This is a genomic window from Rugamonas sp. FW305-51 (assembly GCF_058786935.1).
Genome location: NZ_JBYSZG010000006.1, coordinates 43,075 through 69,590 on the forward strand (window position 1 = coordinate 43,075; position 26,516 = coordinate 69,590).

Annotated in this window: 25 protein-coding genes; 11 read left to right on the forward strand and 14 right to left on the reverse strand. The window is 65.4% G+C overall.

The genetic code is table 11. The features are described from left to right. Nucleotides 1-3: 3 nt before the first annotated feature. Nucleotides 4-1,692 (reverse strand): glycerol-3-phosphate dehydrogenase/oxidase, encoded by a 1,689-nt coding sequence (locus AC3WOS_RS06345; protein ID WP_492715028.1) that lies wholly within the window; start codon nt 1,690-1,692, stop codon nt 4-6. Beyond that, nucleotides 1,689-3,299, reverse strand: a complete 1,611-nt coding sequence (locus tag AC3WOS_RS06350; protein WP_492715029.1) for an FAD-binding oxidoreductase — start codon at nt 3,297-3,299, stop codon at nt 1,689-1,691. Before AC3WOS_RS06350 ends, AC3WOS_RS06345 begins: the two co-directional genes overlap by 4 nt. A 132-nt stretch (nt 3,300-3,431) precedes the next feature. Here AC3WOS_RS06350 and AC3WOS_RS06355 point away from each other — a divergent pair, with 132 nt between their 5' ends. Then, nucleotides 3,432-4,469 carry an AraC family transcriptional regulator gene (locus AC3WOS_RS06355; RefSeq protein ID WP_492715030.1) on the forward strand — a complete coding sequence of 346 codons (1,038 nt, stop codon included), beginning with the start codon at nt 3,432-3,434 and terminating at the stop codon, nt 4,467-4,469. A 15-nt stretch (nt 4,470-4,484) separates the two neighbouring features. On the opposite strand, the gene AC3WOS_RS06360 is transcribed toward AC3WOS_RS06355, so the two are convergent. The 6 genes from AC3WOS_RS06360 to AC3WOS_RS06385 form a co-directional block, all read right to left on the reverse strand. Then, on the reverse strand, nt 4,485-4,916 hold the full coding sequence (locus AC3WOS_RS06360; protein ID WP_492715031.1) for a hypothetical protein: 432 nt from the start codon (nt 4,914-4,916) through the stop codon (nt 4,485-4,487). Nucleotides 4,917-5,005: 89 nt separating this feature from the next. Beyond that, entirely contained in the window at nt 5,006-6,460 is a 1,455-nt protein-coding gene (locus tag AC3WOS_RS06365) for a cytochrome P450 (protein WP_492715032.1), read from the reverse strand. Between the two features lie 64 nt (nt 6,461-6,524). Then, entirely contained in the window at nt 6,525-7,463 is a 939-nt protein-coding gene (locus AC3WOS_RS06370) for a sulfurtransferase (RefSeq protein ID WP_492715033.1), read from the reverse strand. A 161-nt stretch (nt 7,464-7,624) separates the two neighbouring features. Then, nucleotides 7,625-7,825, reverse strand: a complete 201-nt coding sequence (locus AC3WOS_RS06375; RefSeq protein ID WP_492715034.1) for a hypothetical protein — start codon at nt 7,823-7,825, stop codon at nt 7,625-7,627. A 128-nt stretch (nt 7,826-7,953) separates the two neighbouring features. Beyond that, nucleotides 7,954-10,776, reverse strand: a complete 2,823-nt coding sequence (locus tag AC3WOS_RS06380) for a M16 family metallopeptidase (protein WP_492715035.1) — start codon at nt 10,774-10,776, stop codon at nt 7,954-7,956. 97 nt (nt 10,777-10,873) lie between these two features. Next, nucleotides 10,874-12,277 carry an MFS transporter gene (locus tag AC3WOS_RS06385; protein ID WP_492715036.1) on the reverse strand — a complete coding sequence of 468 codons (1,404 nt, stop codon included), beginning with the start codon at nt 12,275-12,277 and terminating at the stop codon, nt 10,874-10,876. A gap of 124 nt (nt 12,278-12,401) precedes the next feature. Here AC3WOS_RS06385 and AC3WOS_RS06390 point away from each other — a divergent pair, with 124 nt between their 5' ends. The 4 genes from AC3WOS_RS06390 (at nt 12,402) to AC3WOS_RS06405 (ending at nt 15,772) form a co-directional block, all read left to right on the forward strand. Continuing rightward, complete coding sequence (locus AC3WOS_RS06390) at nt 12,402-13,268, forward strand: LysR family transcriptional regulator (RefSeq protein WP_492715037.1); 867 nt, start codon at nt 12,402-12,404, stop codon at nt 13,266-13,268. 61 nt (nt 13,269-13,329) lie between these two features. After that, complete coding sequence (locus AC3WOS_RS06395) at nt 13,330-14,121, forward strand: MlaE family ABC transporter permease (RefSeq protein ID WP_492715038.1); 792 nt, start codon at nt 13,330-13,332, stop codon at nt 14,119-14,121. 11 nt (nt 14,122-14,132) lie between these two features. Next, the gene (locus AC3WOS_RS06400; protein WP_492715039.1) at nt 14,133-15,113 is read left to right on the forward strand and encodes an MlaD family protein; all 981 of its coding nucleotides are present in this window, start codon (nt 14,133-14,135) and stop codon (nt 15,111-15,113) included. Then, nucleotides 15,110-15,772 carry a hypothetical protein gene (locus tag AC3WOS_RS06405; protein WP_492715040.1) on the forward strand — a complete coding sequence of 221 codons (663 nt, stop codon included), beginning with the start codon at nt 15,110-15,112 and terminating at the stop codon, nt 15,770-15,772. Before AC3WOS_RS06400 ends, AC3WOS_RS06405 begins: the two co-directional genes overlap by 4 nt. 133 nt (nt 15,773-15,905) lie before the next feature. Here AC3WOS_RS06405 and AC3WOS_RS06410 read toward each other — a convergent pair whose 3' ends face one another. Further along, complete coding sequence (locus tag AC3WOS_RS06410; protein ID WP_492715041.1) at nt 15,906-17,162, reverse strand: DEAD/DEAH box helicase; 1,257 nt, start codon at nt 17,160-17,162, stop codon at nt 15,906-15,908. Nucleotides 17,163-17,376: 214 nt separating this feature from the next. Here AC3WOS_RS06410 and AC3WOS_RS06415 point away from each other — a divergent pair, with 214 nt between their 5' ends. After that, nucleotides 17,377-19,023 carry a GMC family oxidoreductase gene (locus AC3WOS_RS06415; protein ID WP_492715042.1) on the forward strand — a complete coding sequence of 549 codons (1,647 nt, stop codon included), beginning with the start codon at nt 17,377-17,379 and terminating at the stop codon, nt 19,021-19,023. A 110-nt stretch (nt 19,024-19,133) separates the two neighbouring features. Continuing rightward, entirely contained in the window at nt 19,134-20,123 is a 990-nt protein-coding gene (locus tag AC3WOS_RS06420) for a dipeptidase (protein WP_492715043.1), read from the forward strand. Between the two features lie 26 nt (nt 20,124-20,149). Here the strand turns inward: AC3WOS_RS06420 and AC3WOS_RS06425 are convergent, their stop codons facing one another. The 4 genes from AC3WOS_RS06425 to AC3WOS_RS06440 form a co-directional block, all read right to left on the reverse strand. Further along, nucleotides 20,150-20,485, reverse strand: a complete 336-nt coding sequence (locus AC3WOS_RS06425) for a hypothetical protein (RefSeq protein WP_492715044.1) — start codon at nt 20,483-20,485, stop codon at nt 20,150-20,152. Nucleotides 20,486-20,808: 323 nt separating this feature from the next. After that, nucleotides 20,809-21,195 carry a hypothetical protein gene (locus AC3WOS_RS06430; RefSeq protein ID WP_492715045.1) on the reverse strand — a complete coding sequence of 129 codons (387 nt, stop codon included), beginning with the start codon at nt 21,193-21,195 and terminating at the stop codon, nt 20,809-20,811. 451 nt (nt 21,196-21,646) lie between these two features. Then, nucleotides 21,647-22,012, reverse strand: a complete 366-nt coding sequence (locus AC3WOS_RS06435) for a hypothetical protein (protein WP_492715046.1) — start codon at nt 22,010-22,012, stop codon at nt 21,647-21,649. 86 nt (nt 22,013-22,098) lie between these two features. Next, on the reverse strand, nt 22,099-22,335 hold the full coding sequence (locus tag AC3WOS_RS06440; protein WP_492715047.1) for a hypothetical protein: 237 nt from the start codon (nt 22,333-22,335) through the stop codon (nt 22,099-22,101). 445 nt (nt 22,336-22,780) lie between these two features. On the opposite strand from AC3WOS_RS06440, the gene AC3WOS_RS06445 reads away from it, so the two are divergent. Next, nucleotides 22,781-23,311 carry a hypothetical protein gene (locus tag AC3WOS_RS06445; protein WP_492715048.1) on the forward strand — a complete coding sequence of 177 codons (531 nt, stop codon included), beginning with the start codon at nt 22,781-22,783 and terminating at the stop codon, nt 23,309-23,311. Nucleotides 23,312-23,322: 11 nt separating this feature from the next. Here the strand turns inward: AC3WOS_RS06445 and AC3WOS_RS06450 are convergent, their stop codons facing one another. Beyond that, nucleotides 23,323-23,775 (reverse strand): hypothetical protein, encoded by a 453-nt coding sequence (locus AC3WOS_RS06450; RefSeq protein WP_492715049.1) that lies wholly within the window; start codon nt 23,773-23,775, stop codon nt 23,323-23,325. A gap of 82 nt (nt 23,776-23,857) precedes the next feature. On the opposite strand from AC3WOS_RS06450, the gene AC3WOS_RS06455 reads away from it, so the two are divergent. The 3 genes from AC3WOS_RS06455 (at nt 23,858) to dapD (ending at nt 26,482) form a co-directional block, all read left to right on the forward strand. Further along, entirely contained in the window at nt 23,858-24,220 is a 363-nt protein-coding gene (locus AC3WOS_RS06455) for a MerR family transcriptional regulator (RefSeq protein ID WP_492715050.1), read from the forward strand. Nucleotides 24,221-24,426: 206 nt separating this feature from the next. Then, nucleotides 24,427-25,641 carry a succinyldiaminopimelate transaminase gene (dapC, locus tag AC3WOS_RS06460; RefSeq protein ID WP_492715051.1) on the forward strand — a complete coding sequence of 405 codons (1,215 nt, stop codon included), beginning with the start codon at nt 24,427-24,429 and terminating at the stop codon, nt 25,639-25,641. Between the two features lie 13 nt (nt 25,642-25,654). Next, nucleotides 25,655-26,482, forward strand: coding sequence for a 2,3,4,5-tetrahydropyridine-2,6-dicarboxylate N-succinyltransferase (gene dapD / locus AC3WOS_RS06465; RefSeq protein ID WP_492715052.1), 828 nt, complete (start codon nt 25,655-25,657; stop codon nt 26,480-26,482). Nucleotides 26,483-26,516: the final 34 nt, after the last annotated feature.

Genomic DNA, 26,516 nt, shown 5'->3' on the forward strand with positions numbered 1-26,516 from the left:
GTTCTAATTGGTGGTGGCACGCTGCGCGGGCAGGCTGTAGTGGCTGGCCCATAATGCCAGATAGGTGCGCTGTTCGTCATCCCAGCGCTCATCGCTCCAGCCCAGTTCCGGCTGGCAGATGGCGCGCACGCGCGGCAGGATGTCCGCCCCGCCGCCGCGCAGCTGGATGCCGATGCGGCTGCGGCGCAGCAGCAGGTCGTCGAGCTTCTGCACCGATTCGCAGCGGGCCGCCCAGCGCAGCTGGACCCACAGCGTCTCCGTGCCGGCGATGGTGGCCAGCTCGCCCGGCTGGGCCGCGTCCACCAGCTGTTGCGCCAGGGCGCCGTAGCGCCCCTGCAGGCGCGCCGCCTGCGTGACGGACAGGCGGCGGTCGTAGCGCAGCGGCGCGGATGGCTCGAAGATGGGGCGCGGTTCCAGCCCGTCACGCCAGTCCGGCAACAGCGTGGCGGCCTTGCGCAGCGCATCGAGGGCGATCACGCGGAAGGTCGTCATCTTGCCGCCGGTGACGGTCAGCAGGCCGTCCTCCAGCCACAACGCGTGGTCGCGCCCCTCCTTGGATGGGTCGCTCTTGCCGCTGTCGATCACGGGCCGCACGCCGGCGTAGCTGGCCAGGATGTCGCTTTCCGTCAGGTTCGATTGCGGGAACTGGTCGTGCAGCGCCGCCATCAGGTAATCGACTTCGGCGCGCGTGATGGCCGCTTCGCGCGCCATGTCTCCGCGGTGGTCGACGTCGGTGGTGCCCACCAGCGTCACGCCCTCCCAGGGGAAGGCGAACACGGGACGGCCGTCTGCCGGGTGCATCAGGCTCACGGCCTGCGCCAGCGGCAAGCGCCAGGCCGGCAGCACCAGATGGCTGCCGCGCAATGGCCGCAGCCGCGGCGCCGCCCCGCCCTGCGCCCGCAAGCCGTCGGCCCAGGCGCCGGTGGCGCTGATGACCAGCCTGGCCCGCACTTCGTGCAGCTGGCCCGTCACGCCGTCGCGCACGCGCACGCCGCGCACCTGGCCGGCCTTGCCGCCGATATGATTGACCTTGCTGTTGTCCGTAGTATTGCCGCTGCCGGCAGCGTTGGCGTTGGCGTTGGCGTTGGCGTCGTTATCCTGGCGCAGCAGCGATTCCACGGCCATGTAGTTCAGCGCCACACCGCCGTGCTGCTGCGCCTCGCGCAGCACGCGCAGCACCAGGCGCGCATCGTCGGTCTTGGCGTCCGTGTAGCACATGCCGCCCTGCAGGCCGGCGCCGGAGATATTGGGCGCCAGCGCCAGGAATTCGTCATGGCCGAAGTAATGGCGCGCACGCTGGCCCGCCATCAGATCGTAGATGGCCAGGCCGATGAGGAACATGCGCCGGCCCGGCTTGCGTCCCACGTAGTCACCGAAGGCGAAACTTTGCGGTTCCACCAGCCCGGCCGCGTCGCGCAGCAGCTGCTGGCGCTCGTGCACGGACTCGCGCGTCAGGCCGAACTTGCCCTCCTTCAGGTAGCGCAGGCCGCCATGCACCAGCTTGGACGAACGGCTGGACGTGCCCCACGCGAAGTCGCGCTGTTCGACCAGCAGCGCCTTCAGGCCGCGCCGTGCCGCCTCCAGCAGGATGCCGGCGCCCGTGATGCCGCCGCCGATCACGATCAGGTCCCAGTCGCGCGCCAGCAGCTGCGCCGCGCCCGCCCGTCCGCCGCTGTTCCAGTGCGCGCTCATGACGCGCGGCCCTCGGACGGCAGCAGCTTGCCCGGATTCATGAGCTGCTGCGGGTCGAAGTGGCGGAACAGCGCGCCCATGGCGCTCAGTCCCAGTTCGCCCTTTTCGGCCGCCAGGTAGGGTGCATGGTCACTGCCCACGCCGTGCTGGTGGCTGATGGTGCCGCCGTTGGCCACGATGGCCTGGCTTACCGCCTGCTTGAGCGTGCGCCAGCGCGCCAGATCCTGCTCGAAATTGCCGGCCAGGCGGTAGACGAAGGTGGTGTACACGCTGGCGCCCTGGGTGTACAGGTGCGACAGGTGGGTGTAGGTATGCACCTTTTCGCCGTGCTGGCCCAGCGCCGCCGTGGCTGCCGCTTCCACGGCCTGCATCATGCCGGCCACGCGCGGCCAGTCGACCGCCGTTTCCACCGTGTCGATGGCGTAGCCGTGCTGCCAGGCCGCGTTGCGAAGATAAACGTTGCGGAAGCGGTTCTGCTTCCACTTGTCGCCCATGTGGCGGCCGATATGCGCGCCGCCATGCCGGCGCGTGATGGCCAGCGCATCCTTCAGGGCCGCCTTCGCGGCGCCCTTGCGGCCGCTCACGCCTATCATCAGCATGCACTTGCCCTCGCCGCAGCCGCGCAGGCGCAGCCACGTTTCCAGCGCGCCGATCAGGGTCTTGTGGCCGGCCAGCGCCAGCATGGTGACCGTTTCCAGCGGATTGGACAGGCGCAGCATCGACAGCGACAGGCCAGCCTGCACCACGGCGCGCACGGCCTGCTCGGCCTTGTCCCAGCTGGGGAAGAACACGGCGTGGAAGGCTTCGTAGTCCGGCAGCGGCGTCACGCGCACGGTCGCTTCGGTCAGGATGCCGAGCCGGCCTTCGGAACCGAGCACCACTTCGCGCAGGTCGGTGCCGGCGGCCGACGCCGGGAAGGTGGGAATGTCGAGCGTGCCGGCCGGCGTTTCCACCTTGCCGCCCCTGAACATCTGCTCGATGCGGCCGTAGCGCAGCGATTGCTGGCCCGACGAGCGCGTGACCACCCAGCCGCCCAGGGTCGAGTACTCGAACGACTGGGGGAAGTGGCCCAGCGTGTAGCTGTGGGCCCGCAGCTGCGCCTCCAGGTCCGGGCCGAACACGCCGGCGCCGAAAGTGGCCAGCTGCGACTGGGTGTCGAGACTGAGCAGGTTGCGCAAACGGGTCAGGTTCACGGCCAGCACGGGCCGCGCGCCGGCCGGCGCCGTCAGATGGCCTGCCACGCTGGTGCCGCCGCCCTGCGGGATCAGCACCACGTGGTGTTCGGCCGCGTAGACCAGCAATTCGCGCACCTGTTCCGCGCTTTCCGGGTAGGCCACGCCGTCGGGCGCCGTGTCGATGGCGCCGTAGCGCAGGCGCAGCCAGTCCGGCAGGCTCTGGCCCAGCGCGTTGCGCAGGCGGACGGCGGCGGCCGTGTCGATCAGCCGATGGGGCGCCAGCCGCGATGGGCGCAACTGCGCGCAGGCTGCCTCGAAGGCGGCATCCGGGAACGGCGTGCCGCTCCCGATGCGCTGCGCCAGGAAGCCCAGCGCATCCTCGCCCAGCGCGAATTCAATCGTATCGTCACCCCAACCGTTCCAGCGTCTCATCGTTTTCCTGTCCACGTTGCGGCGCGCTGGCAGCAATTGTTATACTGGCGCGCACCTGGCTAATCATGGCAGCAGAATAAGACAGAACCCACACGAGGTATTGCGTATTCATGACATCCGCATTGTTCGATCATGCCAAGCCCCACGCCTGAACTGCGCGCCCCGCGCGGCGGCCGCGTGGCCGGCTCCTATCTGCAGCCGCTGCTGGAGGCGGCCGCCGCGCGCGGCGTGCAGGCGGCCGGCCTGGAACGGGCCGCCGGCCTGCCCGCCGGCGCCCTGTGGCCGCTGCCCGAGTCGCTGGCGGCCGACGACTACGTGCGCCTGCTCGACGTGGGCGCCGCACTGGCGGACGATCCCCACTTCGGCCTGCACGTGGGCGAGCGCTTCAAGCTGGGCACCTACAATGTGTACGGCCTGATCCTGCTCAGCTGCCGCGACTTCGGCCAGGCCTTCGAACAGACCATGCGCTACGAGCAGCTGGCCCACGACCTGGGGCGCTCGGCCCTGCAGGTGAGCAGCGGCATGGCCCACTACACCTGGCATTGCCACTACGGGCCGGGCCGGCGCCACCTGACCGACAGCGTGTTTGCCGGCATCCGCGTGTTCGGCAACTGGCTGGCCGGGGTGACGCTGCCGCCGGCCGAACTGGCGCTCAGCCACGACGGCGGCGACCCGGCCGGTCACGGGGAATATGTGCGCCTGTTCGGCGCCCTGCCCCGCTTCGGCGCGCCGGCCAACACGGCCAGTTTCGACGCCCAGCTGCTGTCCTGGCCCGTGCCGAACGCCGACACTGGCCTGTATCCGGTGCTGCAGCAGCACGCCGAACAGCTGCTGCAACTGCGGGCGCGGTCCGGCAACGACGTCACCCAACAGGTGCATGCGGCGATCGTGCGCAACCTGGCCCAGGGCCAGGTCAGGCTGGCGTCGATCGCCGACGAGCTGAAACTGTCGCCGCGCACGCTGCAGCGCAAGCTGAGCGAGGCCGGCGCCACCTTCCAGCAGGTGCTGGACCAGGCCCGCTTCGCGCTGGCGCGCGACTATCTGCGCCAGCCGGAACTGAGCCTGGTCGATATCGCCTTCCTGCTCGGGTATCAGGAACAGAGCGCCTTCAACCACGCCTTCAAGGAGTGGTCGGGCATGAACCCGGGCGCCTTCCGCGAGCGGGGCTAGAACGGGGCCCGGCCGTCAGGTGAAGTTGCCGCGCACCCGGATGAAGGGGCCGATGCATCTGTGCGTGTCGCGCTCGAAGCACATCAGGAACATATTGCCGCTGGGGTGGAACAGGATGTAGCTGGTGGCCACATGGCCTACTTCCGTCACCTCGCCCGAGCAATCGGGCTTGCCGTTGTCCTTGACGACCTTGTCGACCTGTTTGTAGAAACCCAGCGCGTCGGGCTGGTCGGCGATGTCGAAGGTCGATTCGGCCACTTCCTCGTTGCTCGTGACGAGGCTGCTGCCATCGTCGCGGATGCGGTAGGTTTCGCTGCAGGAGCCGTCGGCCAGCGTGATCTGCCAGGTGCCGATCAACGGATGGTCGTGCCGCAACGGCGCCGCCTGCGCTGCCGCGGCGGCCAGCGCCGCCGCGAGCACGAAGCCGGGGGCGATTTTCTTGAACATGCAGGCCTCCGCAGACGATGACCACATACCCATGCCGGGTGGTTGATGAAATCAAGCTAGCCAGGTAATAGCCTAGCACTTTTTCCGCTTCAGGTCTGGCGCGCCTGCAGCATCACCGGCAAGGCGCTGGGCGAATTGGTGAAGGTGAAGGTTTCCCTGGCCGGCGCCGCGCCGGGCACGGGCACGATGGTGAAATGGCGCGCCAGCATCGCCATCACCATCTTGATCTCGGCCATGGCCAGGTAGCGTCCCGGGCAGAAGCGGGGCCCGCCGCCGAACGGGAACAGCTTGCGGCCCGGATCGTCGCCCCGCTCCGCCGTGCCCTCCAGCCAGCGCTGGGGCAGGAAGGCGTCCGGCTGCACCAGGTCGCAGTCGCGCTGGGCCGCCAGCCGCGTCATGGTGAAGATGACGGTGCCGGCCGGTACGGCCACATCGCCCAGCATCACGTCGCGCGTCGGTTCCACGGCCAGGAACGGCGCCACCGGCTTGAGCCGCATCGATTCGCGGGTAGCCGCGTCCAGGTAAGTGAGCTGGTCCAGCAGGCGATAGTCGCGCAATACGGGCTGCTCGCCCAGCACGCGGTCGGCCTCGGCCGCCAGCGCCGCGCCGGCGGCCCGATCGCGCGCCAGGAAGTCGATCAGCCAGGCCGTCGTGTTGGAGGTGGTGTCCTCGCCGGCGAACACCATGGTGATGGCGTTGCCCACCACGCCAGCATCGGTGAAACCGGAACCGGGTTCGTCGCAGGCGGCCACCAGCGCTTCGAGCATGTTGGACGGCTTCTGGCGCAAGGCCGGATTGTCCGCCAGGCGCTGCCGGGTCTGCGCGATGAAGCCGGTGACGGCTTGCTGGACGCGGGCGGCGGCGGCGTCGGCCTCGCGGTCGGGCGCGCGCTTGAACAGCGACACGCGCCAGTACGGCAGCGCCGTCGTCAGGCGCCGCGCCACCCGGTTGAACAGGAACTCGATGTCGCGCTGCAGGGGATTGTCTTCCAGCTCCAGGGTGTTGATGTCCTGGCCCATGGCCAGCCCTATCGTCACGTCCAGCGTGTAGGCCTTCAGGTCGCGCAGCACGTCCACCGGACGGCCCGCCGCGATGGCCGCGCTCCAGCGCCGCTGCAGCCGTTCGGTCATCATGCCCAGGGTGGGGAAAAAGCCGTGGATCACTTCCGGCGTCAGGGCCCGCATCACCAGCTTGCGCTGGCGGCGCCAGTCTTCACCCTCGGCCGTGAACAGGCCGCGCGTGCCCACCTCCTCCAGCATCTGCGCCGTGCGCGAGGAGCGGCGCATGACGTCGGGCCGGTCGCGCAGCAGGCCGGCGATGACGTCGCGGTCGGAGGTGACCAGGAAGTTCTTGCGCATGATGCGGAAGCGGTACAGCGTGCCGTACTGACGGCCCCAGTCTTCCAGCACCTGGTGCAACGGCTGGCGGTTGATGGCCGCGATGCTGCCCGTGAAAGGGCGTCCCTTCGGCCCCGGCAGGTCGGCGATGCGCCGCTGCGGCGCCGGCGGCGGCGCCAGTGCGGCCATGCCCTGCGTGATACCCATGCTGCCCTTGTCCATCATGTCTCCCCAAGATGACGTACACGCCGGCATGGTAACGGCCGGCGCCTTAGCTCGTTCCCGTGCGGCAGACGACGGGATTGGCCGGATCGCCGCTCCACTCGCACCAGCCGCCGTCATACACGCTGATGTGCTGCCAATCCATCAGCCAGGCGTAAAAGAAGGCCAGCGAAGCGCGCCAGCCGGTGCCGCAATAGAACGCCATGCGTTGGCGCGGGTCTATGCCCGCTTCCCGCCACAGCCGGCCGATTTCGCCGGCCGGTTTCATGCTGCCGTCGGCACGGTGGAACTCGCTCATGCTGTTCACATCGTCGTCGTTGCCGGCCCGGCCCCAGCGCGCGCCCGGAATGTCGCCCCGCGCGGCGATATAACTATAACCCGAAATCTTGCCAATATACTCATTCCAGGTGCGGATGCTGACCAGCGCGCCGTCCGGCTGCTGCAACAGGGCGCGCGCCTGGTCGATGCCGATCAGGTAATCGGGGCGGGCCGGGAACGGCACGCCGAAGCCGGCCACGCCGGGGTAGCGCCGCGGCGCGCCCGGCACGGACGGATGACCGCCCGCCTGCCACAAGCCGTAACCGCCGTCGAGCAGGCGCACGTCGCGCACGCCCGCGTACAGCATCAGGTGGGCCGCGCGGGCGGCGGCCAGGTTGTTGCGGCCATAGAGCACCACCGTGCTGTCGTGTCGGATGCCGCAATCGAGCAGCAGGCGCAGCAAGGCCTGGTCACACACCTTGTTCCACAGGGGCGCCTGTTCCAGCTGGTTGGTATCGATGTAGCCGGCGCCGGGAATGTGGGCCTGGGCGAATTGGGCATCGCCGCCGCAGCCGACTTCGAACAGGCGCCAGTCCGGCGGCGGGGCCGCCGCCACCGGCTCGCCGGCCAGCGCGGCGGCCAGCCAGGCGGGCGTGACGAGCTGGCGCCAGCGGACCAGGTCCGGGCGGAATGCCGGTACAGCCAGATTGTCGTGCGGGTCGGACTTCATGAAAATGGGCGCCGGGGCGCCGCACCGGCGTATGCCGTCGATGCGCTGGAGCGCACGACGAATGCCGATCGGCGCCAGGGGCGCTTTGGGAGATGGCCGCTATTGTACGTCAGGCCGCCGCGCGGGCCGGCGCAGGGACCTGGCCCGGGCCCGGGATCAGATCAGGCCAGCGCTTCCTTGGCCGCTTCCTCCGGGCTCAAGCCGTCGTAGAACAGGTCCGTGAACCACTCCACTTCGTCCTCGATGTGCTCCTGGGCCTGCTCCTGCGTGGCACCGCCGGCCACCAGGAAACCTTCCACTTCGATGCACCACTGGATCAGTGCCATCGTTTCCGGGTCCAGCTCTTCTTTTTTCTTCGCCATGGTCTTGCCTCTTGCACGTTCGGGGTGAGTATCAGCCAACAGTGTAGCAGTTCCGCCGCACCGCCCCAGCGAATAGAGCTTTTCCTCCAATCGGCAAGGCAATGTGGCAAAAAACACCATCCTGCCCGTCACCGGGCGGGATAGAGCACCACTTGCAGGTAGTTATCCATGTCGAAATAGCGGCGCGCTGTCTGCTTCAGGTCCGCCGCGCGGATGGCGCCGGCCCGCTGTTCGTAAGTGAGCAGGGCCGCCGGATCGGTACCGTTCACGAAAGCGTGCTGCAACTGTCCGAGCCAGTATCCGTTCTCGCGCAAACCCTTGCGGTAATTCTTGGACCAGTTGGCGCGCACCTTGTCGAGGTCCGCCGGCACCACGCCCTGCTCCTTGACCCGGGCGATTTCCGCGAAGGTGGCGGCGATCACCTTGTCCACATTCTCCGGTCCGCACGGCAGGTTGATGTTGATGGCGTAGCCGCCATAGGGAATCTTGGTCAGCGAGCCGGCCATGCCGCCGCCGTAGATCAGGCCCAGCTTCTCGCGCAGCACTTCCACCAGCTTGATGTTGAGCGCTTCGATCAGGGCCTGCAGGCGCAGCTGCTCGTCGTCCGAATAAGGCGCCTCGCCCGTGAACGTGATCGAAATCGTGCTCTTGGGCTCGGCCCCCATGCGCACTTCCTTCCTCACCACGCCCTTGACCGGCCGCACGCCCCAATCCTTGTACTGTACCGGCACGTCGGGCGTGGGCAGGCCGCCCAGGTAGGTGGCCAGCAGCGGCTTGATCTGCTCCACGTCGAAACTGCCGACCAGGAAGAAGGTGAAGTCCCTGGCGCTGGACAGGCGGCTGCGGTAGATGTCGAACACCCGGTCCAGGTCGATGCGGTCGAAGTCCTCCGGCCGCGGCGCCCGCGCCACCCGCGCATTGTTGTTGTACAGGGTGCCGACGATGGTGTCGCCGAATACGGCTTCCGGGCGCGACAGGCTGTTGCGGGCCAGCTCCTTCTGCTTGCCGATGAACGATTCAAAGATGGCGCGGTCGCGGCGCGGCTCCGTCATCTGCAAATAGGCCAGCTGCAGCATGGTTTCCACGTCGTCCCGGCCCGATTGCCCGCCCAGCATCTCACTGAGGTTGCTGACGGTGGCGCTGGTCTGCGCGGCCTTCCCCGCCAGTACCTTGCCCAGGTCCGCAGGCGAATAGTCGTGCAGTCCCATTTGGCCCACGATGGCGCTGGCGTAGCGCGCGTTGACGATATCCTGTTCGCCGAACAGCGACTGGCCGCCAAAACGCAGCGCCGACAGCAGCACCTGGTCGTTATTGAAATCGGTCGGCTTGAGCACGACCTTGACGCCGTTGCTCAGCGTGAGCCGGGTCAGGCCTAAGGCCGGGTCCACGCTCTGGCTGACGATGGTGCCGGCCTTGGGCGGCTGGGCCATCAACGCGCTGGCGTACACCTTCTCGGCCTGGGCCTGGACCGGCTTGCGCTCGGCCGCCTCCACCGCCGCCAGCAGTTCGGCCGAGGCGGGGATGGGCGTTTCTGCCTGGTCGCTGCCGCCGTAGATCACCAGCTTGTTGCCGCCGGACGGAATCTCGGCCCGTGCCATCGCATTGACTTCGGCCAGCGTAATACCGGGCACCAGCTGACGTGCGTAATCGTATTCGTTGGCGATGCCAGGAATAGGCTCCTGCTCCAGGAAGTGGCGGATGTACTCGGCGGCGTAGCCGGCCGAATCGGACTTGTCGCGCTCGTTGTAGCCGCGCTCGAAACTGCGCAGCATATTCTTCTTGGCCCGTTCCAGCTCGGAGGCGGTAAAGCCGTACTGGCGGGCCCGTTCGTCTTCCTGCACCAGCGCGGCGATGGCCGGCGCCGCGCCGCCCTTGCCCAGCACGGCCCCGGCGCGGAACGAACGGTAGCCGCGCGCCACCTTGGTCATGCTGCTGCCGCCCTGGATGAACGGCGGGTTGGCCTGCTGCGTCAGTTCATACATGCGCTGGCCCAGCATGGCGCCGTACAGCCCCTCGACCAGGCTGGCGCGGTAGTCGCCCACCGTGCCGTTGGCCGGCTTGGGCTCGATGCCGTAACGGATGTAGACCCCGTTGGCATTCGCTTCCTTGTCCGTCACCACCACGCCTTCGGACGCCTGGCGCTGCGGAATGACGGCATACTCGCGGACGCGCTCGTGGGCCGGGTTGACCAGCGCGCTGAAATGGCGCTCCACCAGCTGCTGCACCGTACCCGGGTCGACGTCGCCCACCACCACCACGGCCATCAGGTCGGGCCGATACCAGTCGCGGTAGAAACGGCGGATGGCGTCGGGCGCGAAGGTCTTGAGGATGTCCTCTTTACCGATCGGCATACGCTGCGCATAACGGGAACCATTCATCAGCTTGGGCATCAACACCTTGTTCATGCGGTCTTCCACCCCTTTGCCCAGGCGCAGCTCTTCCAGCACGATACCGCGCTCGCTGTCGATGTCGGCATCGTTGAACGACAGGCCGTGGGCCCAGTCCTCCAGCACCTGGAAGCCCTGCTCCAGCGTTTCCGGCCGATCGGTGGGGATGGGCAGCATATAGACCGTCTCGTCGAAGCTGGTGTAGGCATTCAGGTCGGCGCCGAACTTCACGCCTATGCCCTGCAGGTAGGACACCAGCTCGTTGCGCTTGAAATGGGTAGAGCCGTTGAACGCCATGTGTTCGGTGAAGTGGGCCAGGCCCTGCTGGTCCTCGTCTTCCAGGATGGAGCCGGCCTTGACCACCAGCCGCAGTTCCAGCTTTTGTTCCGGCCGGCTGTTCTTCTGGATGTAGTAGGTCAGGCCGTTGGCCAGCCGGCCCACCTTGACCTGCGGCCCGATGGGCAGCGGATCGGCCAGCGCCAGGGGGGCGCCGCCGGCATGGGCCTGCAGGAAGCAGGCCAGCAACAGGGCGGCGACAACGGTGCGCAAGGGGCGTGGACTCATCTTGAATGCAAATTGATTAACGAGAGCCGTACAGTACACCGAATTGTACCGGCCCGGTTGAACCACACAGCACGCTGCCCCACTCCCCCGTGCCGGTTCACTCCCCCGCGCCGGACGGACGCCCCAGCCGCACGTACCGGTACACCAGCAGCCAGGCGCCCGCAAAGGCCAGCGTGATCAGGCCGAACGCGAGCGGCAGGCGCCAGCGCCACTCGGGCACCATGTGCAGCACACTCCCCATCAGCGCCACGCCCACCAGGGCGCCGATCTGGCGGTTGGCGTTCAGCGCGGCGGCCGCGCTGTTGGCGTGGCTGCGGCCGGCCACCAGCATCACAGTGGTCGTCATGCCGGGGATGACGATGCCGATTGCCACATTCATCACCATGGCGCCGCCCGTCAACAACCAGTATGGCGTAGCCGGCCCCAGGTTCATCAGCGCCAGCGCCGCCGCCGTGCCCACGGCCAGCCCGTACAACATGGGCAGACGGGTGCCCACGCGCGCCATGATGCGGCCGGACACCGTATTGCCGACGGCGTAGCAAGCCATCATCGGCAGCAATTGCAGCCCCGTGTGCAAGGCATCCGCCCCGCCAACCTGTTGCAGGAACAGGCTCAACAGGAACAGCTGCCCATACACGGCCAGGTTGATCAGGAAACCGACCCCGCTGGCCGCCACGAACGCGGCCTTGGCAAACAGGGCCCGCGGCAGCATAGGCAGCGCGCCATGGCGTTCGCGCTGTACCAGTACGGTGGCAGTGAGCAGCGCGCACAGTCCCGCCAACGCTACCGGCACGGACGTCCAGCCCAGTACCGGTCCCTCGATCAGCACGAAACTGAGGGCGACCAGCGTCGCCACGCCCAGGCCGTGGCTCAGCAGAGGCAATGCCCGCGCATGGCGCGGCATGGCCGGCACCAGGGCCTGCGTCAGCACAATGCCCAGCAGGCCGATGGGCACGTTGACCCAGAACACCCTGCGCCAGCCGAACGCATGGACCAGCACCCCGCCCACCAGCGGCCCGATGGAAGACGAGCAGCCGACGATGGCCGTCCAGCTGCCCAGCATGCGGCTGCGGGTACGGTCGTCGTCGAACGAATGGGTCAGCAGGCTCAGGGAACTGGGCATGAACAGGGCCGCGCCGGCCCCTTGCAACAGGCGGGCCGCGACCAGGGCCGGGCCGCTGGCGGCCAGCGCGCACAGCGCGGAGCTGAGGATGAACAAGGTCAGCCCGCTCTGGTACACGGTGCGCGCGCCGTAGCGGTCAGCCAGCGCGCCGCCGGCCAGCAGCAGCGCGGCGAAGGTCAGCGTATAGCCGTCGACCACCCACACCAGGCCGCTCAAAGGCACGCCCAGGCTGACGGCGATATCGGATAGGGCTGTGTTGACGGCCGTGACGTCGATCATGGCCATCACAAAACCGAGGGCCAGCGTCAGCAGCACCAGCATGGCCGGCACGGGCCGTTTCCCGGCCGCGACGCTGTTCGAGAGTGGGCTAGTCGCCATGGAAGTTCCTTTACTTTTGGAAAACATTGTCAGCCATGGTAGACCGCTTGCCACATGCAGTAAATACGCATAAGATCGGCGCCGTGATGCAAAAATGCATCACACATCCAACGGAGCACCGAGCATGGACTGGGACAACGCCCGCATCTTCCTCGCCATTTACCGCGCCGGCACGCTGCGGGCGGCCGCCGGCCAGCTGCAGATCGACCAGGCCACCGTGGGCCGCCGCCTGGCCGCGCTGGAAAAGTCGCTGGGGGCGCGCTTGTTCCTGCGCACCCCATCGGGCTACCTGGCCACGCCGGCCGGCGAACTGGCCGTACGCGCGGCCGAGCTGATGGAGCAGGCGGCCGACCAGTTCCAGCGCGAGCTGCTGGGCATAGACAACCGCCTGTGCGGGGTGGTCCGCCTGAGCACCTCGGACATGCTGGCCAGCCATTCCGTGATCGCCGCCATGCAGCAGCTGCATGCGGCGCACCCGGCGATCCGCGTCGTGCTGTCCACCAGCATGGAAATCACCAGCCTGACGCGGCGCGAAGCCGACCTGGCCGTGCGCACCTTGCGGCCCACCGATCCGGACCTCATCTCGCGCCACCTGATCAAGCGCAGCTTGGGCCTGTACGCCACGCCCGCCTATCTGCAGCAACGGGGCGAGCCGCAACGGGGCACGGCGCTGGCCGGCCACGACATCGTGATCTACCAGCGCAACGTGGCGCCCCGCCACCGCGAGCGCATCTGCGGCGAACCGGTGGCCAACGCGCGCGTGACGATGGAAGTGAACAGCGGCCTGATGCTGCTGGAGGCGGCCAGCGCGGGCCTGGGCATCGCCGAGCTGCCCTGCCACATGGCCGACGCCGATCCGCGCCTGGTGCGCCTGTGGCCGGAGCGGGCGGACCATTACGACGTGTGGCTGGTCATGCACAGCGACCTCAATCGCAGCGCCCGCGTGCGCGCCGTGGCCGACGCCATCATCGCCAGTTTCGCCGCCGAATAAAGGGCCGGGTTTGCGGCGACGGCGTGCGCCAGGGCGGCATCGGAAATGCTAAGATGACAAGATGAACCCATCCACATCCACCCTCGCCGCCTTGCGGCGCCTGGAAGCGGCCGCCCATGCATGGCTGGCCAGCTGGTGGCGTCTGCTGCATTTCGCCGTGCGCATGCTGGCCCTGGCGCTCACACCGTCCAGCTACGGCAGCGCCAACCGCGCCCTGCTGGCGCGCCAGGTGGTGCAGGCCGCCGCGCCCAACCTGCTGTGGTTTACGGTGCTGTCGGCCCTGGTGAGCGTGGTGTTGATACGCATCGTCGTCGTCACCTCGCAAAGCTACGGCCTCACGCGCTACGCGCTGGCGCTGGTGGTGCGGGTGCTGGTGCTGGAACTGATCCCGCTGACGGCGGCCGGCTTCGTCGCCCTGCGCGCCACCCTGCCGGCCGGACTGGAATTTTCGCAGCGCCGCCTGCATGCCCAGGCCAACGCGCCAGACCCGGCCCAGCTGCGCACGGAATTCTTCCCCCGCGTGGCGGCCGGCATATTCGCCGTGTGGCTGCTGGCGGCCATGAGCTGCGTGCTGACGCTGGCGCTGGCCTACCTGTCCATCTACGGCTTCACGCCCTGGGCCCTGCCCGGCTATACCCGCGTGGTGGGACAGATCTTCACCCCCGCTGTGTCGCTGATCCTGGTGCTCAAGATCGTCTTTTTCAGCTTCGCGGTGGGCCTGATCCCGATGGCGTCGTCGTTCTACGATGAGAGCTACCGCGGCAAGCTGACGCACGGCCTGTCCGACATGGTGCGCCTGTTCGCGGTGCTGCTGCTGGTCGAAATCGCCTCGCTGATGGGCAACTACTACTGAAAGATAGGGTCATGACCGACACCCCCAATCCACCGCCGCCAGACGCCGCGCCAGTCCGCAACGCCGAACTGAAGGCGGCCCTGCTGCTGGCACTGATGGTGCTGCTGGTCGGCGCCACCGCCCTGTACCTGATGTATGCGCGCGGCGCCTTCGAAGCGACCCAGCGCCTGCTGCTGCAAGCCGACGATTCGGAAGGCGTGGTGGTCGGCATGGACCTGACCTATGCCGGCTTCCCCATCGGCCGGGTGCGCCGCATCGAACTGGCGCCGGACGGCAAGGCCCGCGTGGTGCTCGACGTGCCGCGGAAGGACGCGCACTGGCTGCGCAGCTCCAGCATCTTCACGCTGGAACGGGCCGTGGTGGGCGGCGCCAAGCTGCGCGCCTACAGCGGCGTGCCGACCGATCCGCCGCTGCCGGACGACGCCGAACGCCCGCTGCTGGTGGGTGACGCGACGGCCGAGATTCCACGCATCCTGGCGGCGATGAAGGACGTGCTGCAAAACCTGAACCAGCTCACGGGCGAAGGCTCGGCGCTGGAGGCGAGCCTGCGCAACGTGAAGGGCATGACCGACAAGCTCAATGGCCCGGGCGGCGCCATGGGGCTGGTGGCGGGCGACGACAAGAACGCGCAACTGCTGCTGCAACGGGCCAGCAACCTGCTGGTGACGGTGGACGCGGCCACGCGCAAGGCCGACAACCTGATGGCCCACGCCGACAGCCGCCTGTTCGACAAGAACGGCATGGTGAGCCAGGCCCAGGTCACGGTGCAGCAACTCAACGCACTGCTGGCGGACGCGCGCAACAGCCTTAAAAAGGCCGATGCCGTGCTGGCCGACGCCCAGGTCATCAGCGGCAACGCCCGCATCGCCTCGGCCGACCTGGGCACGCTGCGCGCCGAAGTGGAAACGAGCTTGCGGCGGGTGGAACAGCTGGTCAACGAAATCAACCGCAAATGGCCGTTCAAACAGGATACGGAGATCAAACTGCCATGAGAGCCCACCTCGCAGCACTGGCCGGCGCCATGACGCTGCTGGCCGCTTGCGGCAACAACCCGCCGCAGCCGGAATGGCAAATGAACGCCCACAACGCCATCGACCGCGGCGTGGCGGCCTACATGGAAGGCAACGCGCTGGTGGAAACAGCGGAATTCAGGCGCGCGCGCGAACAGCTGGCCAGCACCGGCAAGCCGGAACTGGTGATACGGGCGGAACTGGTGCACTGCGCCGCCCGCGTGGCGGCGCTGGTGTTCGAAAATTGCGTCGGCTTCGACAAGCTGCGCCAGGATGCTGGCCCGGCCAACCTGGCTTACGCGGCCTACCTGGCAGGCACGCTGCGCCCGCAGGACGCAGCCCTACTGCCGGAGCAGCACCGCGCCGTTGCCACCGCGCAGACCGATGTAGCGGCAGCGGCAGCCGCGCAGGCCATTGCCGATCCGCTGGCCAGGCTGGTGGCGTCGGGCGTGTTGCTGCGCACCGGGCGCGCTACCCCGCCGGTGCTGGCCGGCGCCGTCGATACGGCATCGGCCCAGGGCTGGCGCCGGCCCCTGCTGGCGTGGCTTGGCGTGCAGGCCATGCGCGCGCAGCAGGCTGGCGACACGGGGGAACAGCAACGCATACAGCGCCGCATAGAACTGATATCGGAAAAGCCCTGAGGGCATGCGGATGCAGCGCTGTTAATCAAGCGAGCGAACAACTGTGCAAGCCGCCAGGCCCGGCAGGCCGCGCGAACGGCGGCGCTGACAACGGCATCAAGCAAGCGGTGACAACCGCACCGCCATGTGTCGCCTATTCCGCCGCGGCGCGCGCCGCCGCTTCGCGCAGCTTGTCCTTCTTGCTCTTGCGCTTGCCCTTGATGCCGCCGTTGACGGTATCGGTGACCGACACCAGCGGCGCGGGCGCCGCCGCCTCCTTGGGCTCAAAGCCGGCGATCTGCTCGCGCGGCAGCACGATATCGTTGCGCTTTTCGATCAGGCGGAAATGCGCCTCCGTGTCGGCGCTGACGAAGCTGACGGCCACCCCGCTCTCGCCCGCGCGGCCGGTGCGGCCGATGCGGTGCGTGTAATCGACGGCCGAACGGGGCAGATCGTAATTAACCACGGCCGGCAGGCGCGCGATGTCGATGCCGCGCGCGGCCACATCGGTCGCCACCAGCACCTGCAGGCGGCTGGCCTTGAAGTCGGCCAGCACTTCCGTGCGTGCACCCTGGCTGAATTCGCCGTGGAAGGCGCCGGCCCGGATGCCGTTGCGCTGCAGCTTGTCCGCCACATGCTCGGCGGCGTACTTGGTGGCCACGAACACCAGCACGCGCGGCCATTTATGTTCCAGTATCAGGTGCTTGAGCAACTGCGTGCGGCGCGGCGCATCGACCAGGATGGCGCGCTGGGCGATATCGGGCTTGCTGACCGGCTCGGACAGCACTTCGATGCGGGCCGGCTGGTGCAACATGCGGTCGGCCAGGGCCTGCACTTCCGGCGGGAAGGTGGCCGAGAAGAACAGGTTCTGGCGCTGCACCGGCAGCAGTTCCAGGATGCGCGCCAGTTCCTCGCTAAAGCCCAGGTCCAGCAGGCGGTCGGCTTCGTCCAGCACCAGCATGGCGGCGCGCGAAATCTTCAGCGCGTTGTGGTCGATCAGGTCCAGCAGGCGGCCCGGCGTGGCCACCACGATGTCGGCCCCGCCGCGCAGCGCCATCATCTGCGGGTTGATCGACACGCCGCCGAACACGATGGACACCTTGACCTGCATCGGCAGGTGCTGCGCCAGCTTGCGGATCGACTCACCCACCTGGGCCGCCAGCTCGCGCGTGGGCACCAGCACCAGGCCATGCAGCTGGCGCGGGCCGCTGCGGTTGTCGAGCAGCGATTGCAGCAGCGGCAGCGCGAAGGCCGCCGTCTTGCCGGAGCCGGTCTGGGCCGCGCCCAGCACGTCCTCGCCGCGCAAAATGGCGGGGATGGCGGCACGCTGGATCGCGGTCGGCTCCTGGTAGCCGATTTCGGTCACGGCGTTGATAAGCGAGGGAGCAAGGCCCAGCGAGGTAAATGACATGACAGCCTTTGGGATTGGTTCTGCGATAGATAATCCGCCAGTATAAAGCAGCGCACGGGCCGCCGGGGTGGTGCAATCGCCCCGCGCCGCGCCGCGTGCCAGCGGGATGGCCCGCCGCGCACGTCGCCGGTGTTGTTTTGCGCAGCCATTGCATTATTCTTTCGATAACGCTTGTGTTATTCTTTTTATCCGCATTACACGGAAGGGGTTGCGCATGGCTAGCTTCGATTACGTGGTGATAGGCGGAGGATCCGCCGGCTGTGTGCTCGCCGGCAGGTTGAGCGAAGATCCCGCCATTTCCGTCTGCCTGCTGGAAGCCGGACCGCGCGATTGGCATCCTGCCATCCATATCCCCATCGGCCTGCTGTGGATGATGCGCAGCCCCGGCATGAACTGGCATCTGAACACGCAACCGGAGCGGGAACTGGCAGGCCGCCGGTTGTTCTGGCCGCGCGGCAAGGCGTTGGGCGGCAGCAGTTCGTCCAATGCCATGTGCTACATGAGAGGCAACGCCCAGGATTATGACGAGTGGGCGGCGCTGGGCTGCGCCGGCTGGTCGTTCAAGGACGTACTGCCCTACTTCAAACGGTCCGAACACCAGGAGCGCGGCGCGGACGCGTACCACGGCACGGGAGGGCCGCTGAATGTCGCCGACCTCAGGTCGCCCAATGAATTGTCGGCAGCGTTCATCCAGGCCGGGGTCCAGGCCGGCTACCCGCACAACCTTGACTTCAACGGCCCGCAGCAGGAAGGCGTAGGCTTGTTCCAGGTAACGCAGAAGAACGGCGCGCGCTGCAGCGCCGCGAAAGCCTATCTGACACCGGTGCGGGCCCGCCCCAACCTGACCATCATCACCGGCGTACAAGTGAGCCGCATCCTGACGGCGCGCAACGGCCAGGGCGCCCCCTATGCCAGCGGCGTGCAATACCTCCAGCACGGCCAGAGCCAGACCGTGCTGGCCGGGCGCGAAGTGCTACTGTCGGCCGGCGCGATTTTCAGCCCGCAGTTGCTGATGTTGTCGGGCATAGGCGACCAGGCCGAACTGCAAGCCCGGGGCATCGCTTGCGTCCAGCATCTGCCGGGCGTGGGCAAGAACCTGCAGGACCACCTGGACGTCATGGTGGTCCAACGATCGCGCAAGCGCGTCTCCTATAACCTCGGCCTGGGCAATCTGCTCAAGGGGCCATGGCTGCTGCTGCGCTATCTGCTCCGGCGCGATGGCATGCTCTCGACCAATGGCGCCGAGGCTTGCGGCTTTATCAGGAGCGACGCCGGCGTCGCCATCCCGGATTTGCAGTTCCACTTCACGCCGGCCAAATTGAAGAACCATGGACGCGACCTGTCATTCCTGATGGGCCAGGGCTATTCGCTACATGTGTGCAATCTGCGGCCCATGAGCCGGGGCTCGGTCTCGCTGGCTAGCGCCAATCCCCTGCAGGCGCCGGCGATACACGCCAATTACCTGTCGCACCCGGACGATGTCGCCCGGATGGTCAAGGGAGTCCGGCATGCGCGGACGATACTGTCGCAGGCCGTCATGGAACCCTATCGCGGCGAGGAAATCCTGCCCGGCCAGGCCGTGCAGAGCGATGCGGAGATCGAAGCGTTCGTCCGCCAGTATGCCGAAACCATCTATCACCCGGTCGGCACCTGCAAGATGGGGGTGGACGAGATGGCCGTGGTGGACCCCGAACTGCGGGTAGTGGGAGTGGACCGGCTGCGCGTGGTCGATGCGTCCGTCATGCCCACGCTGGTGGGCGGGAACACCAACGCGCCCACGATCATGATCGCCGAAAAGGCCGTCGACATGATCAGGAGCGCTCGACAGCAGACCCCAGCCTCGCGCCTGGAAACGGCCTGACCGGCTGCAATCCGAGAGCATCCTCGATTGCCCTGCCCTGCCTTTTCGTGGGAATATAGAGCGCTCGCATTTTGCAAGACGCATAATTTTAACGAAAAGAGTACACGCTGATGATCAACTGGGACGCCCACGCCTGCCTGCCCCTACACCCGCAAGCCGACTTCGCGCCGGTCGACCAGCTGCACGCCGCCGGCGTGAACTATGTTTCACTTAACGTGGGAATGGACATGAATCCCGTATCGCAGGTCATGTCCGTGATCGCCGGCTACCGCGCCACCATCGCCGCCCACCCGGAGCGCTACGCGTTGGTGGCTAGCGTGGACGAGATCATCCAGGCCGCGGCGGACGGCCGCATGGCCATCAGCTTCGACCTGGAAGGCGCCATGCCGCTGCTCGAACAGCCGGAGATGGTGGCCCTGTACGCCCAGTTGGGCGTGCGCCAGATCCATTTCGCCTACAACCGCAACAACAGCGTGGCCGACGGCTGCCACGACGTGCCGCGCGGCCTGACCGGGCTCGGACACCGCATGGTGGCCGCCATCAACGACGCCGGCATCCTGATGGACTGCGCGCATACGGGCCGCCGCTGCAGCCTGGAGATCATGGCCGCGTCCTCCAAGCCCGTCATCTTCAGCCACGCCAATCCGCTGGCCCTGGTGCCGCATGGGCGCAACGTCAGCGACGAACAGATCCAGGCCTGCGCCACGACGGGCGGCGTGGTGTGCGTGTCCGGCGTTTCGTGGTTCCTCGGCAGCGAACAGCCCGGCGCCGACGACGTGGCGCGCCATGTGGCCTACATTGCAGAACTGGTGGGCGTGGCGCACGTCGGCATCGGTCTCGACATCGGCTTCCAGCAGCCCGGCCTGGACGACACGCCGCCCGGCGATTTTGATCGTGGCTACTGGTGGCCGGCGTCGGCCGGCTATGATGCCGGCCAGCCGCCCAGCTACACGCCGCCATCCGCGTGGCGCGAGCTGGCGCAGGCGCTGCGGCGCACCGGCATGAACAACGGGGAAATCGAAATGGTCCTGGGCCGCAACATGATGCGGGTGGCGCAGCAGGTGTGGAGCGCGCCGCAGCAGATGCTCAAGGCGGCGTGAGTGGGCGGCGGGGCGACGCCCGAGCCTCAGGCGCGCTGCATGTGGGACATCAGGTGCCAGCCGGCCGACAGCGCGAGGCTGTACAACGCAAAAGACGGCACCACGACCAACGCCAGGCCGTATGACACCAGAACGACGGGCATCCACAGCGTGCAGATTGCAAAGAAGGCGCCGTAGCGAGCGGCCTTCCGGCATGCGCTGTAGCGTTTGATGCGAGCAAATGCCACCCCGATGCAGGCAGCGACGCAAAAGAAGACGGCTATCTTCACCAGCAATATCGTATCCAGGTAAAGATACGCCAACAACAGGCCCGCCAAATTGGCGATATAGCCAAGTAACAGCGCCTCAACTTGTTTTTGCATTCCCTGATCGCTTTTTCATTTGTTCAGCATGTTTATTAAATGTTGACTGCGCCAAGATATCATCCATGACGATTAATACTTAAACCAATTTATTGTCTCTAACGTGCGGCTGATTCCGCCCCATCTCGGACCTTCGATTTTATTATCACAAGAGCCGCTAGAAGCTATGGCCTCACTGCATTGATTTATTGGCAAGCAAGGGATTGACGTAGGCCTGATTTTGGCAGCCGAAAGCCGCCGGTGACATTCGGTACTTTTTAAGTTCGTCAAGCCATTCCTCACGACAAACTAAAACTACCATGAACATTTCAAATATCTTGACGTTACTTTCGATGCTCAAGGTCAGTCGCTGACGGGCATTTTTGAGTATTTTCAGATTCTTCTAAGCTAAGCTTTTGATTTCGGTATACACATTTAAAGGAAGCAGGCTCATATGGGTCCCGACCTACAAGCCATTGCACATGACTATCATTGAAATAGGCTACCATCAGAGGCAGCATGGTTCTCGGTTCGTCAGCATTCCCTATCCAAACATATTGACAACCAGAAAATTCTTTCGGTATTAACTTACTCGGGTATATGGCTATATCCTCATCATGTGAACGGCTAAATTCCGCTTTATCTGGTACCATCTCCACAGCAGGACAGGCCGCTGGAAAATTAAAATTCTCCATAGCTCCTTTCAGTGCAACCACATCGTGTTTTGCCATATCTCCTTTCAATGCAACCATACTGTGTGGCGTGGTGCTGCAAGCGGAAAGAATCAGCAAAAAAAACAAATTAAAAAATACTCGCATAATTATAAAAATTTTATAAAAAGCAGATTTAACCTAAAAAGTACCAATGTCTGAAATCCGCAGCCGATTGGCGTCACACCGGTTGCGGCAGCGGGCTTCCATCTTCAAAAGAACCTAGCTCAGCTCGTGCCATACGAACTAACTTCTCAACCAATGGAAATGGTAGCTCTTCATGAAACAAAGAGACTTTCAGAGAATTATCAGCATCACATCTGAAGACCTCAGCAAGCACATTACCAACGGAATCTACGAGCTCAACGCCCAGCCCGTCGCGGACTACGTCCGACGCCACCTGAAACCGATATTCCATACTGCGCTCTCTAAAAAATAATAACGTCCGGTTCTGGCCGAATTCGGCGTACCGCTAATTCCACTTTATCCATGCGGGAACTGCTCCCCGGTTCACATAAAAATAAGCGATAGCCTTGTAGCATTGCTCGACCTCGATGCACCAAGAAAGCGGATACTCATCCACCTGCCCATTCGCCAATCTAAAACTAAAAACACCGCCTCCGGCGTACTCGCCGATTGAGTGAACCGAATCGTCTTCACTCTGCATATGCATAAGCCAAGCATGCTCTCCATTTCGGAGCATGCACATTGAGGGAAACGACTCCGTTGCTACCCACAGCTCAAATTCTGGTACACGGTCACACTCGTTTAACAACTCTCCGAGCTGTTCAAGTGAAGTAATTGAAACAGTAGAGCTATTGAACTGCACTTTCATCATCGTCAATCATCTAAAGTCGCGAACGGCGGCTTGTGGCCGGGAACAGCCGGTCGAAACGCGACAGCAGAATGCCATTTTTAAAAAAATTACTTTGATTCATACCCGCTTTCACCTCGAAACACGCAAAAAATTTTTACTAACACTACAGTGATTACATACGGAAGCGAAAGAATTACAACCGCAAGTTCGTAATTGCCCCATGCCACATACTCTGCGCCAGAGGAAAAATTCCACAATAAAGCAAAAGCAATAACCAGAACAACCCAAACTACGATTGCTGAGATAAAAAACTGAATTCGAGTAATATCAAAGATAGAACGCACGCTCAATCCTCTTTTGACCGCTCTTGGCCGGTTGCAGCCGACCACAGCCGATCGCCCCAGAATAACATCTTGCCGAAACGAAAAATACGCGGATTGTCACAGCTTCAACATTCCAGCAAAGATGATGTTACCTATCATGTGTACCCAGCCAGCTAACAGGTCGGCGGGAATTCACGTCCTTCCGCTCATTCGACATTCCCGCCAATCAACGACCGCCATAGACAGGGTGGTATGGCCTGGCGGCTCCCTCCGGCAACGCGTCTCGTTTGCCTGTCTCGTTCTGTCTCGTTCTGTCGCGTTTGAACTCGGCGCGAATTTCCTTGTCTAAAGAGACAGAACGCGACAAAACCAGACAACTCTGACAGGAGAAACGAGTATGAATGCCGGAGGCACCCAAACCGCCATACCACCCGCTGCCTACTCTGAATTGTGCAACTATTTGCGCATGTCCGGCAGCACGCTCACCACCACCGAAGCGGTGGTGCGCGCAATTGAGCACTGGATGGAAGTGCAGCGCCAAACGGCGGCGCCGCTACAGGGCTATCAATGGAAATGCCTGTTCCTGCCCGACGGGAGCCGGGTGCGCATGCACGTGGGCGACACATGGCATTACGCCGAGGTGGTGGGCGAAGAGCTCATGTACCGGGGCCGCGCCGTCTCGCCGCGGCAGCTCACATTATTAATTGCCGGGGATGGCCGCAACGCCTGGCGCGATTTGTGGATACGCCGCCCCGGCGAAAAGAACTGGACGGCCGCGTCCCAGCTGCGGCGCCAGCTGGAACAGCAGGCGAACAAGCCGCCCACATCACACATGGAAGCCATGCGGGCTGTCGCCAGCACCATGAGCGACACGCTCAAGACGGCGTTGACGCTGGTCCAGCATGCCAACTTTCACGCCGAAGCGCAGGTCGAGCGTCGCCTGCCCAAACACCGGCGGCGCGAAGACTTCATGATCGATGACTGCAAGGCGGACTGACCGTACACCGCCTACAGTGCTGGCAATCGCGAGTCGTCGCCAGGCGCGGTGATGCTCCCAAAACCGTCGGCCGCCACCGGCAACCACTGCGCCACACCCCAGCAAAACTCCGGCACGATGAACAGCCAAAGCAGCGGCGCCCCCGTCTGCGCCAATGCCCACGCCATCCAGGTGGCGAACAGCATGCGCGCCGCGCCGTCGTAGCGGCCGAAGCGCCGCTGCGGGTCCGTCAGCCGCAGCACCGACCACACCAGCACCACACTGCCCAGCAGGCAGGCAAACAGCACGTGAAACGGCGCAAACGCCGGCAAAGCCACGCCGCCCAGCCAGACATTGATGGCCGACAGCTGGCCATGCGCCTGCGCGAACGTCCACGGCGTGGCGAAAGGTGCCGTCACCAGCAGGTCATACAGCGCGCTGCCGAAGACGATGCGGCGATACGTGGTTGAAGACAAATTGGCCATATCAGCTCCCGATAAAAGTAGATGCAGCCATGCTAAAGCCTGGAGTACACTCCAATGTCAACCACTATCTGGAACGTCCGCCATGCAGATCGGAGAAATCGCCAGCGCCACGGGCTTGAGCCGCGACACCCTGCGCTTTTACGAGAAGCGCGGCCTGCTGCGCGCGCGCCGCGGCGAGAACGGCTACCGCCAGTACCCGCCCGAAGCCGTGGACTGGCTGCGCTACATCCGCATCGCCCAGACGCTCGGCTTCACGCTCAAGGAAATCGAGGCCGACCTGCCGCTGCTGGCCGCGCCGGAAGCCTCGGCGCCGCAGCTGCGTGCGGCGCTGGCGCGCAAGCTGGACGACATCGACCGCCGCATGGCCGGCCTGGCCGCCCTGCGCGCGAACCTGGCACACCGGCTGGACGCATCGATGGCTGCCTGTCCGCTGCAAGGTACCTAAACATGGCAATTCAGACCACTTTAATCAATTGACACCACGTTGCACGGCGCACCGCCGCCCCGCACCAACTCTTGCCACAGCCGCTATAATGGAAAGTTGAATCCGGCCCGGCGCCACCGCTGCCGCGCCGTTCCGCTGTTTGCGCCGTTCCTGTTTGCCGTTCTCGCCGTCCCTTTTTAACACTGCTCCGCCTTTTGGTCCGCCACGTGAATCCACATCTCGACAAACTGCAATCCTATCCGTTCGAAAAACTGCGCCAGCTCTTCGGCCAGGTCAAAGCCAATCCGCAGCACACGGCCGTCAGCCTGGGCATGGGCGAGCCTAAGCACCCCACACCGCCCTTCATCCAGCAAGCCCTGATCGACAACATCGCCGGCCTGGCCAACTACCCCACCACCATCGGTTCGGAGGCGCTGCGCGGCGCCATCGCCGGCTGGCTGGAGCGGCGTTACGGCATTCCGGCGCTCGACCGGGCCACCCAGGTCTTGCCCGTCAACGGTTCGCGCGAGGCGCTGTTCGCGCTGGCCCAGACCGTGATCGACCCGGCCGCCGATTCGCTGGTGGTGTGCCCCAATCCGTTCTACCAGATCTACGAAGGCGCGGCCTACCTGGCCGGCGCCACGCCCTACTTCGTCAACTCCGACCCGGCCCGCAACTTCGGCTGCGACTACGACAGCGTGCCGGCCGAAGTGTGGCAGCGCGTGCGCCTGCTGTACGTCTGCTCGCCCGGCAACCCGACCGGCGCCACGCTGACGCTGACCGACTGGGAACACCTGTTCGCCCTGTCCGAGCGCTACGACTTCATCATCGCCGCCGACGAGTGCTATTCCGAGATCTACCACGGCGACGAGCCGCCGCTGGGCGCGCTGCAGGCGGCCCACATGCTGGGCCTGTCCGGCGTCGAGCGCCCGTACGCGCGCCTGATCGTGTTCTCCAGCCTGTCCAAGCGCTCCAACGTGCCGGGCATGCGCTCGGGCTTCGTGGCCGGCGACGCCGAAGTGCTGAAAAAATTCCTGTTGTACCGCACCTATCACGGCGGCGCCATGAGCCCCGCCGTGCAGGCTGCGTCGGTCGCGGCCTGGAACGACGAAACCCACGTCGAACAGAACCGCGCCAAATACCGCGCCAAATTCGCCGCCATCACCCCGCTGCTGCGCGAGGTGATGGAGGTGGAACTGCCCGACGCCGGTTTCTACCTGTGGGCCGACGTCAGCCGCACCGGCCTGTCGGACACCGAATTCGCGCAACGCCTGTACGCCGAATATAATGTCACCGTACTGCCGGGCAGCTTCCTGGCGCGCGACGCGCACGGCATCAACCCGGGGCGCAACCGCATCCGCATGGCGCTCGTGGCCGAGACCGAAGAAGGCCTGGAAGCTGCGCACCGCATCGTCCAATTCTGCAAAACCCTGAATTCATAAAGCGAATCACATCATGAGCCAACAACTCCAGAACATCATCGACCAGGCCTGGGAAGACCGCGCCAACATCAATCCGTCCAACGGCAGCGCCGAACTGCGCGACGCCGTCTCGCACGTGATCGCCGGCCTGGACGCGGGTACCATCCGCGTGGCCGAGAAGACCGGCGCCGACTGGGTCGTCAACCAGTGGGTCAAGAAGGCCGTGCTGCTGTCGTTCCGCCTGGAGAACAACGTGGCCATGCCGTCGGACGGCACCATGCAGTTCTACGACAAGGTCCCCACCAAGTTCGCCAACTACACGGCCGACGATTTCGCCAAGGGCGGCTTCCGCGTGGTGCCCCCTGCCGTGGCGCGCCGCGGCTCGTTCATCGCCAAGAACGTGGTGCTGATGCCGTCCTACGTCAACATCGGCGCCTACGTCGATGAAGGCGCCATGGTCGACACCTGGGCCACCGTCGGCTCCTGCGCCCAGATCGGCAAGAACGTGCACCTGTCGGGCGGCGTTGGCATCGGCGGCGTGCTCGAACCGATGCAGGCCAATCCGACCATCATCGAAGATAACTGCTTCATCGGCGCCCGCTCGGAGATCGTCGAAGGCGTGATCGTGGAAGAGAACTCGGTGATCTCGATGGGCGTCTACATCGGCCAGTCGACCAAGATCTACGACCGCGCCACCGGCGAAGTGACCTATGGCCGCGTGCCGGCCGGCTCCGTCGTCGTGTCGGGCAACCTGCCTTCGGACGACGGCAAGTACTCGCTGTACTGCGCCGTGATCGTCAAGCGCGTGGACGCCAAGACCCGCGCCAAGACCGGCATCAACGAACTGCTGCGCGGTATCTAACGGTACCTAAGCGCTACGCGGACCCCGTGCGCGC

Coding starts and splice junctions, on each gene's coding strand:
- AC3WOS_RS06345 (WP_492715028.1), bottom strand. CDS start 1,692: ATGAGCGCGCACTGGAACAGCGGCGGACGGGCGGGCGCGGCGCAGCTG.
- AC3WOS_RS06350 (WP_492715029.1), bottom strand. CDS start 3,299: ATGAGACGCTGGAACGGTTGGGGTGACGATACGATTGAATTCGCGCTG.
- AC3WOS_RS06355 (WP_492715030.1), top strand. CDS start 3,432: ATGCCAAGCCCCACGCCTGAACTGCGCGCCCCGCGCGGCGGCCGCGTG.
- AC3WOS_RS06360 (WP_492715031.1), bottom strand. CDS start 4,916: ATGTTCAAGAAAATCGCCCCCGGCTTCGTGCTCGCGGCGGCGCTGGCC.
- AC3WOS_RS06365 (WP_492715032.1), bottom strand. CDS start 6,460: ATGGGTATCACGCAGGGCATGGCCGCACTGGCGCCGCCGCCGGCGCCG.
- AC3WOS_RS06370 (WP_492715033.1), bottom strand. CDS start 7,463: ATGAAGTCCGACCCGCACGACAATCTGGCTGTACCGGCATTCCGCCCG.
- AC3WOS_RS06375 (WP_492715034.1), bottom strand. CDS start 7,825: ATGGCGAAGAAAAAAGAAGAGCTGGACCCGGAAACGATGGCACTGATC.
- AC3WOS_RS06380 (WP_492715035.1), bottom strand. CDS start 10,776: ATGAGTCCACGCCCCTTGCGCACCGTTGTCGCCGCCCTGTTGCTGGCC.
- AC3WOS_RS06385 (WP_492715036.1), bottom strand. CDS start 12,277: ATGGCGACTAGCCCACTCTCGAACAGCGTCGCGGCCGGGAAACGGCCC.
- AC3WOS_RS06390 (WP_492715037.1), top strand. CDS start 12,402: ATGGACTGGGACAACGCCCGCATCTTCCTCGCCATTTACCGCGCCGGC.
- AC3WOS_RS06395 (WP_492715038.1), top strand. CDS start 13,330: ATGAACCCATCCACATCCACCCTCGCCGCCTTGCGGCGCCTGGAAGCG.
- AC3WOS_RS06400 (WP_492715039.1), top strand. CDS start 14,133: ATGACCGACACCCCCAATCCACCGCCGCCAGACGCCGCGCCAGTCCGC.
- AC3WOS_RS06405 (WP_492715040.1), top strand. CDS start 15,110: ATGAGAGCCCACCTCGCAGCACTGGCCGGCGCCATGACGCTGCTGGCC.
- AC3WOS_RS06410 (WP_492715041.1), bottom strand. CDS start 17,162: ATGTCATTTACCTCGCTGGGCCTTGCTCCCTCGCTTATCAACGCCGTG.
- AC3WOS_RS06415 (WP_492715042.1), top strand. CDS start 17,377: ATGGCTAGCTTCGATTACGTGGTGATAGGCGGAGGATCCGCCGGCTGT.
- AC3WOS_RS06420 (WP_492715043.1), top strand. CDS start 19,134: ATGATCAACTGGGACGCCCACGCCTGCCTGCCCCTACACCCGCAAGCC.
- AC3WOS_RS06425 (WP_492715044.1), bottom strand. CDS start 20,485: ATGCAAAAACAAGTTGAGGCGCTGTTACTTGGCTATATCGCCAATTTG.
- AC3WOS_RS06430 (WP_492715045.1), bottom strand. CDS start 21,195: ATGGCAAAACACGATGTGGTTGCACTGAAAGGAGCTATGGAGAATTTT.
- AC3WOS_RS06435 (WP_492715046.1), bottom strand. CDS start 22,012: ATGATGAAAGTGCAGTTCAATAGCTCTACTGTTTCAATTACTTCACTT.
- AC3WOS_RS06445 (WP_492715048.1), top strand. CDS start 22,781: ATGTCCGGCAGCACGCTCACCACCACCGAAGCGGTGGTGCGCGCAATT.
- AC3WOS_RS06450 (WP_492715049.1), bottom strand. CDS start 23,775: ATGGCCAATTTGTCTTCAACCACGTATCGCCGCATCGTCTTCGGCAGC.
- AC3WOS_RS06455 (WP_492715050.1), top strand. CDS start 23,858: ATGCAGATCGGAGAAATCGCCAGCGCCACGGGCTTGAGCCGCGACACC.
- dapD (WP_492715052.1), top strand. CDS start 25,655: ATGAGCCAACAACTCCAGAACATCATCGACCAGGCCTGGGAAGACCGC.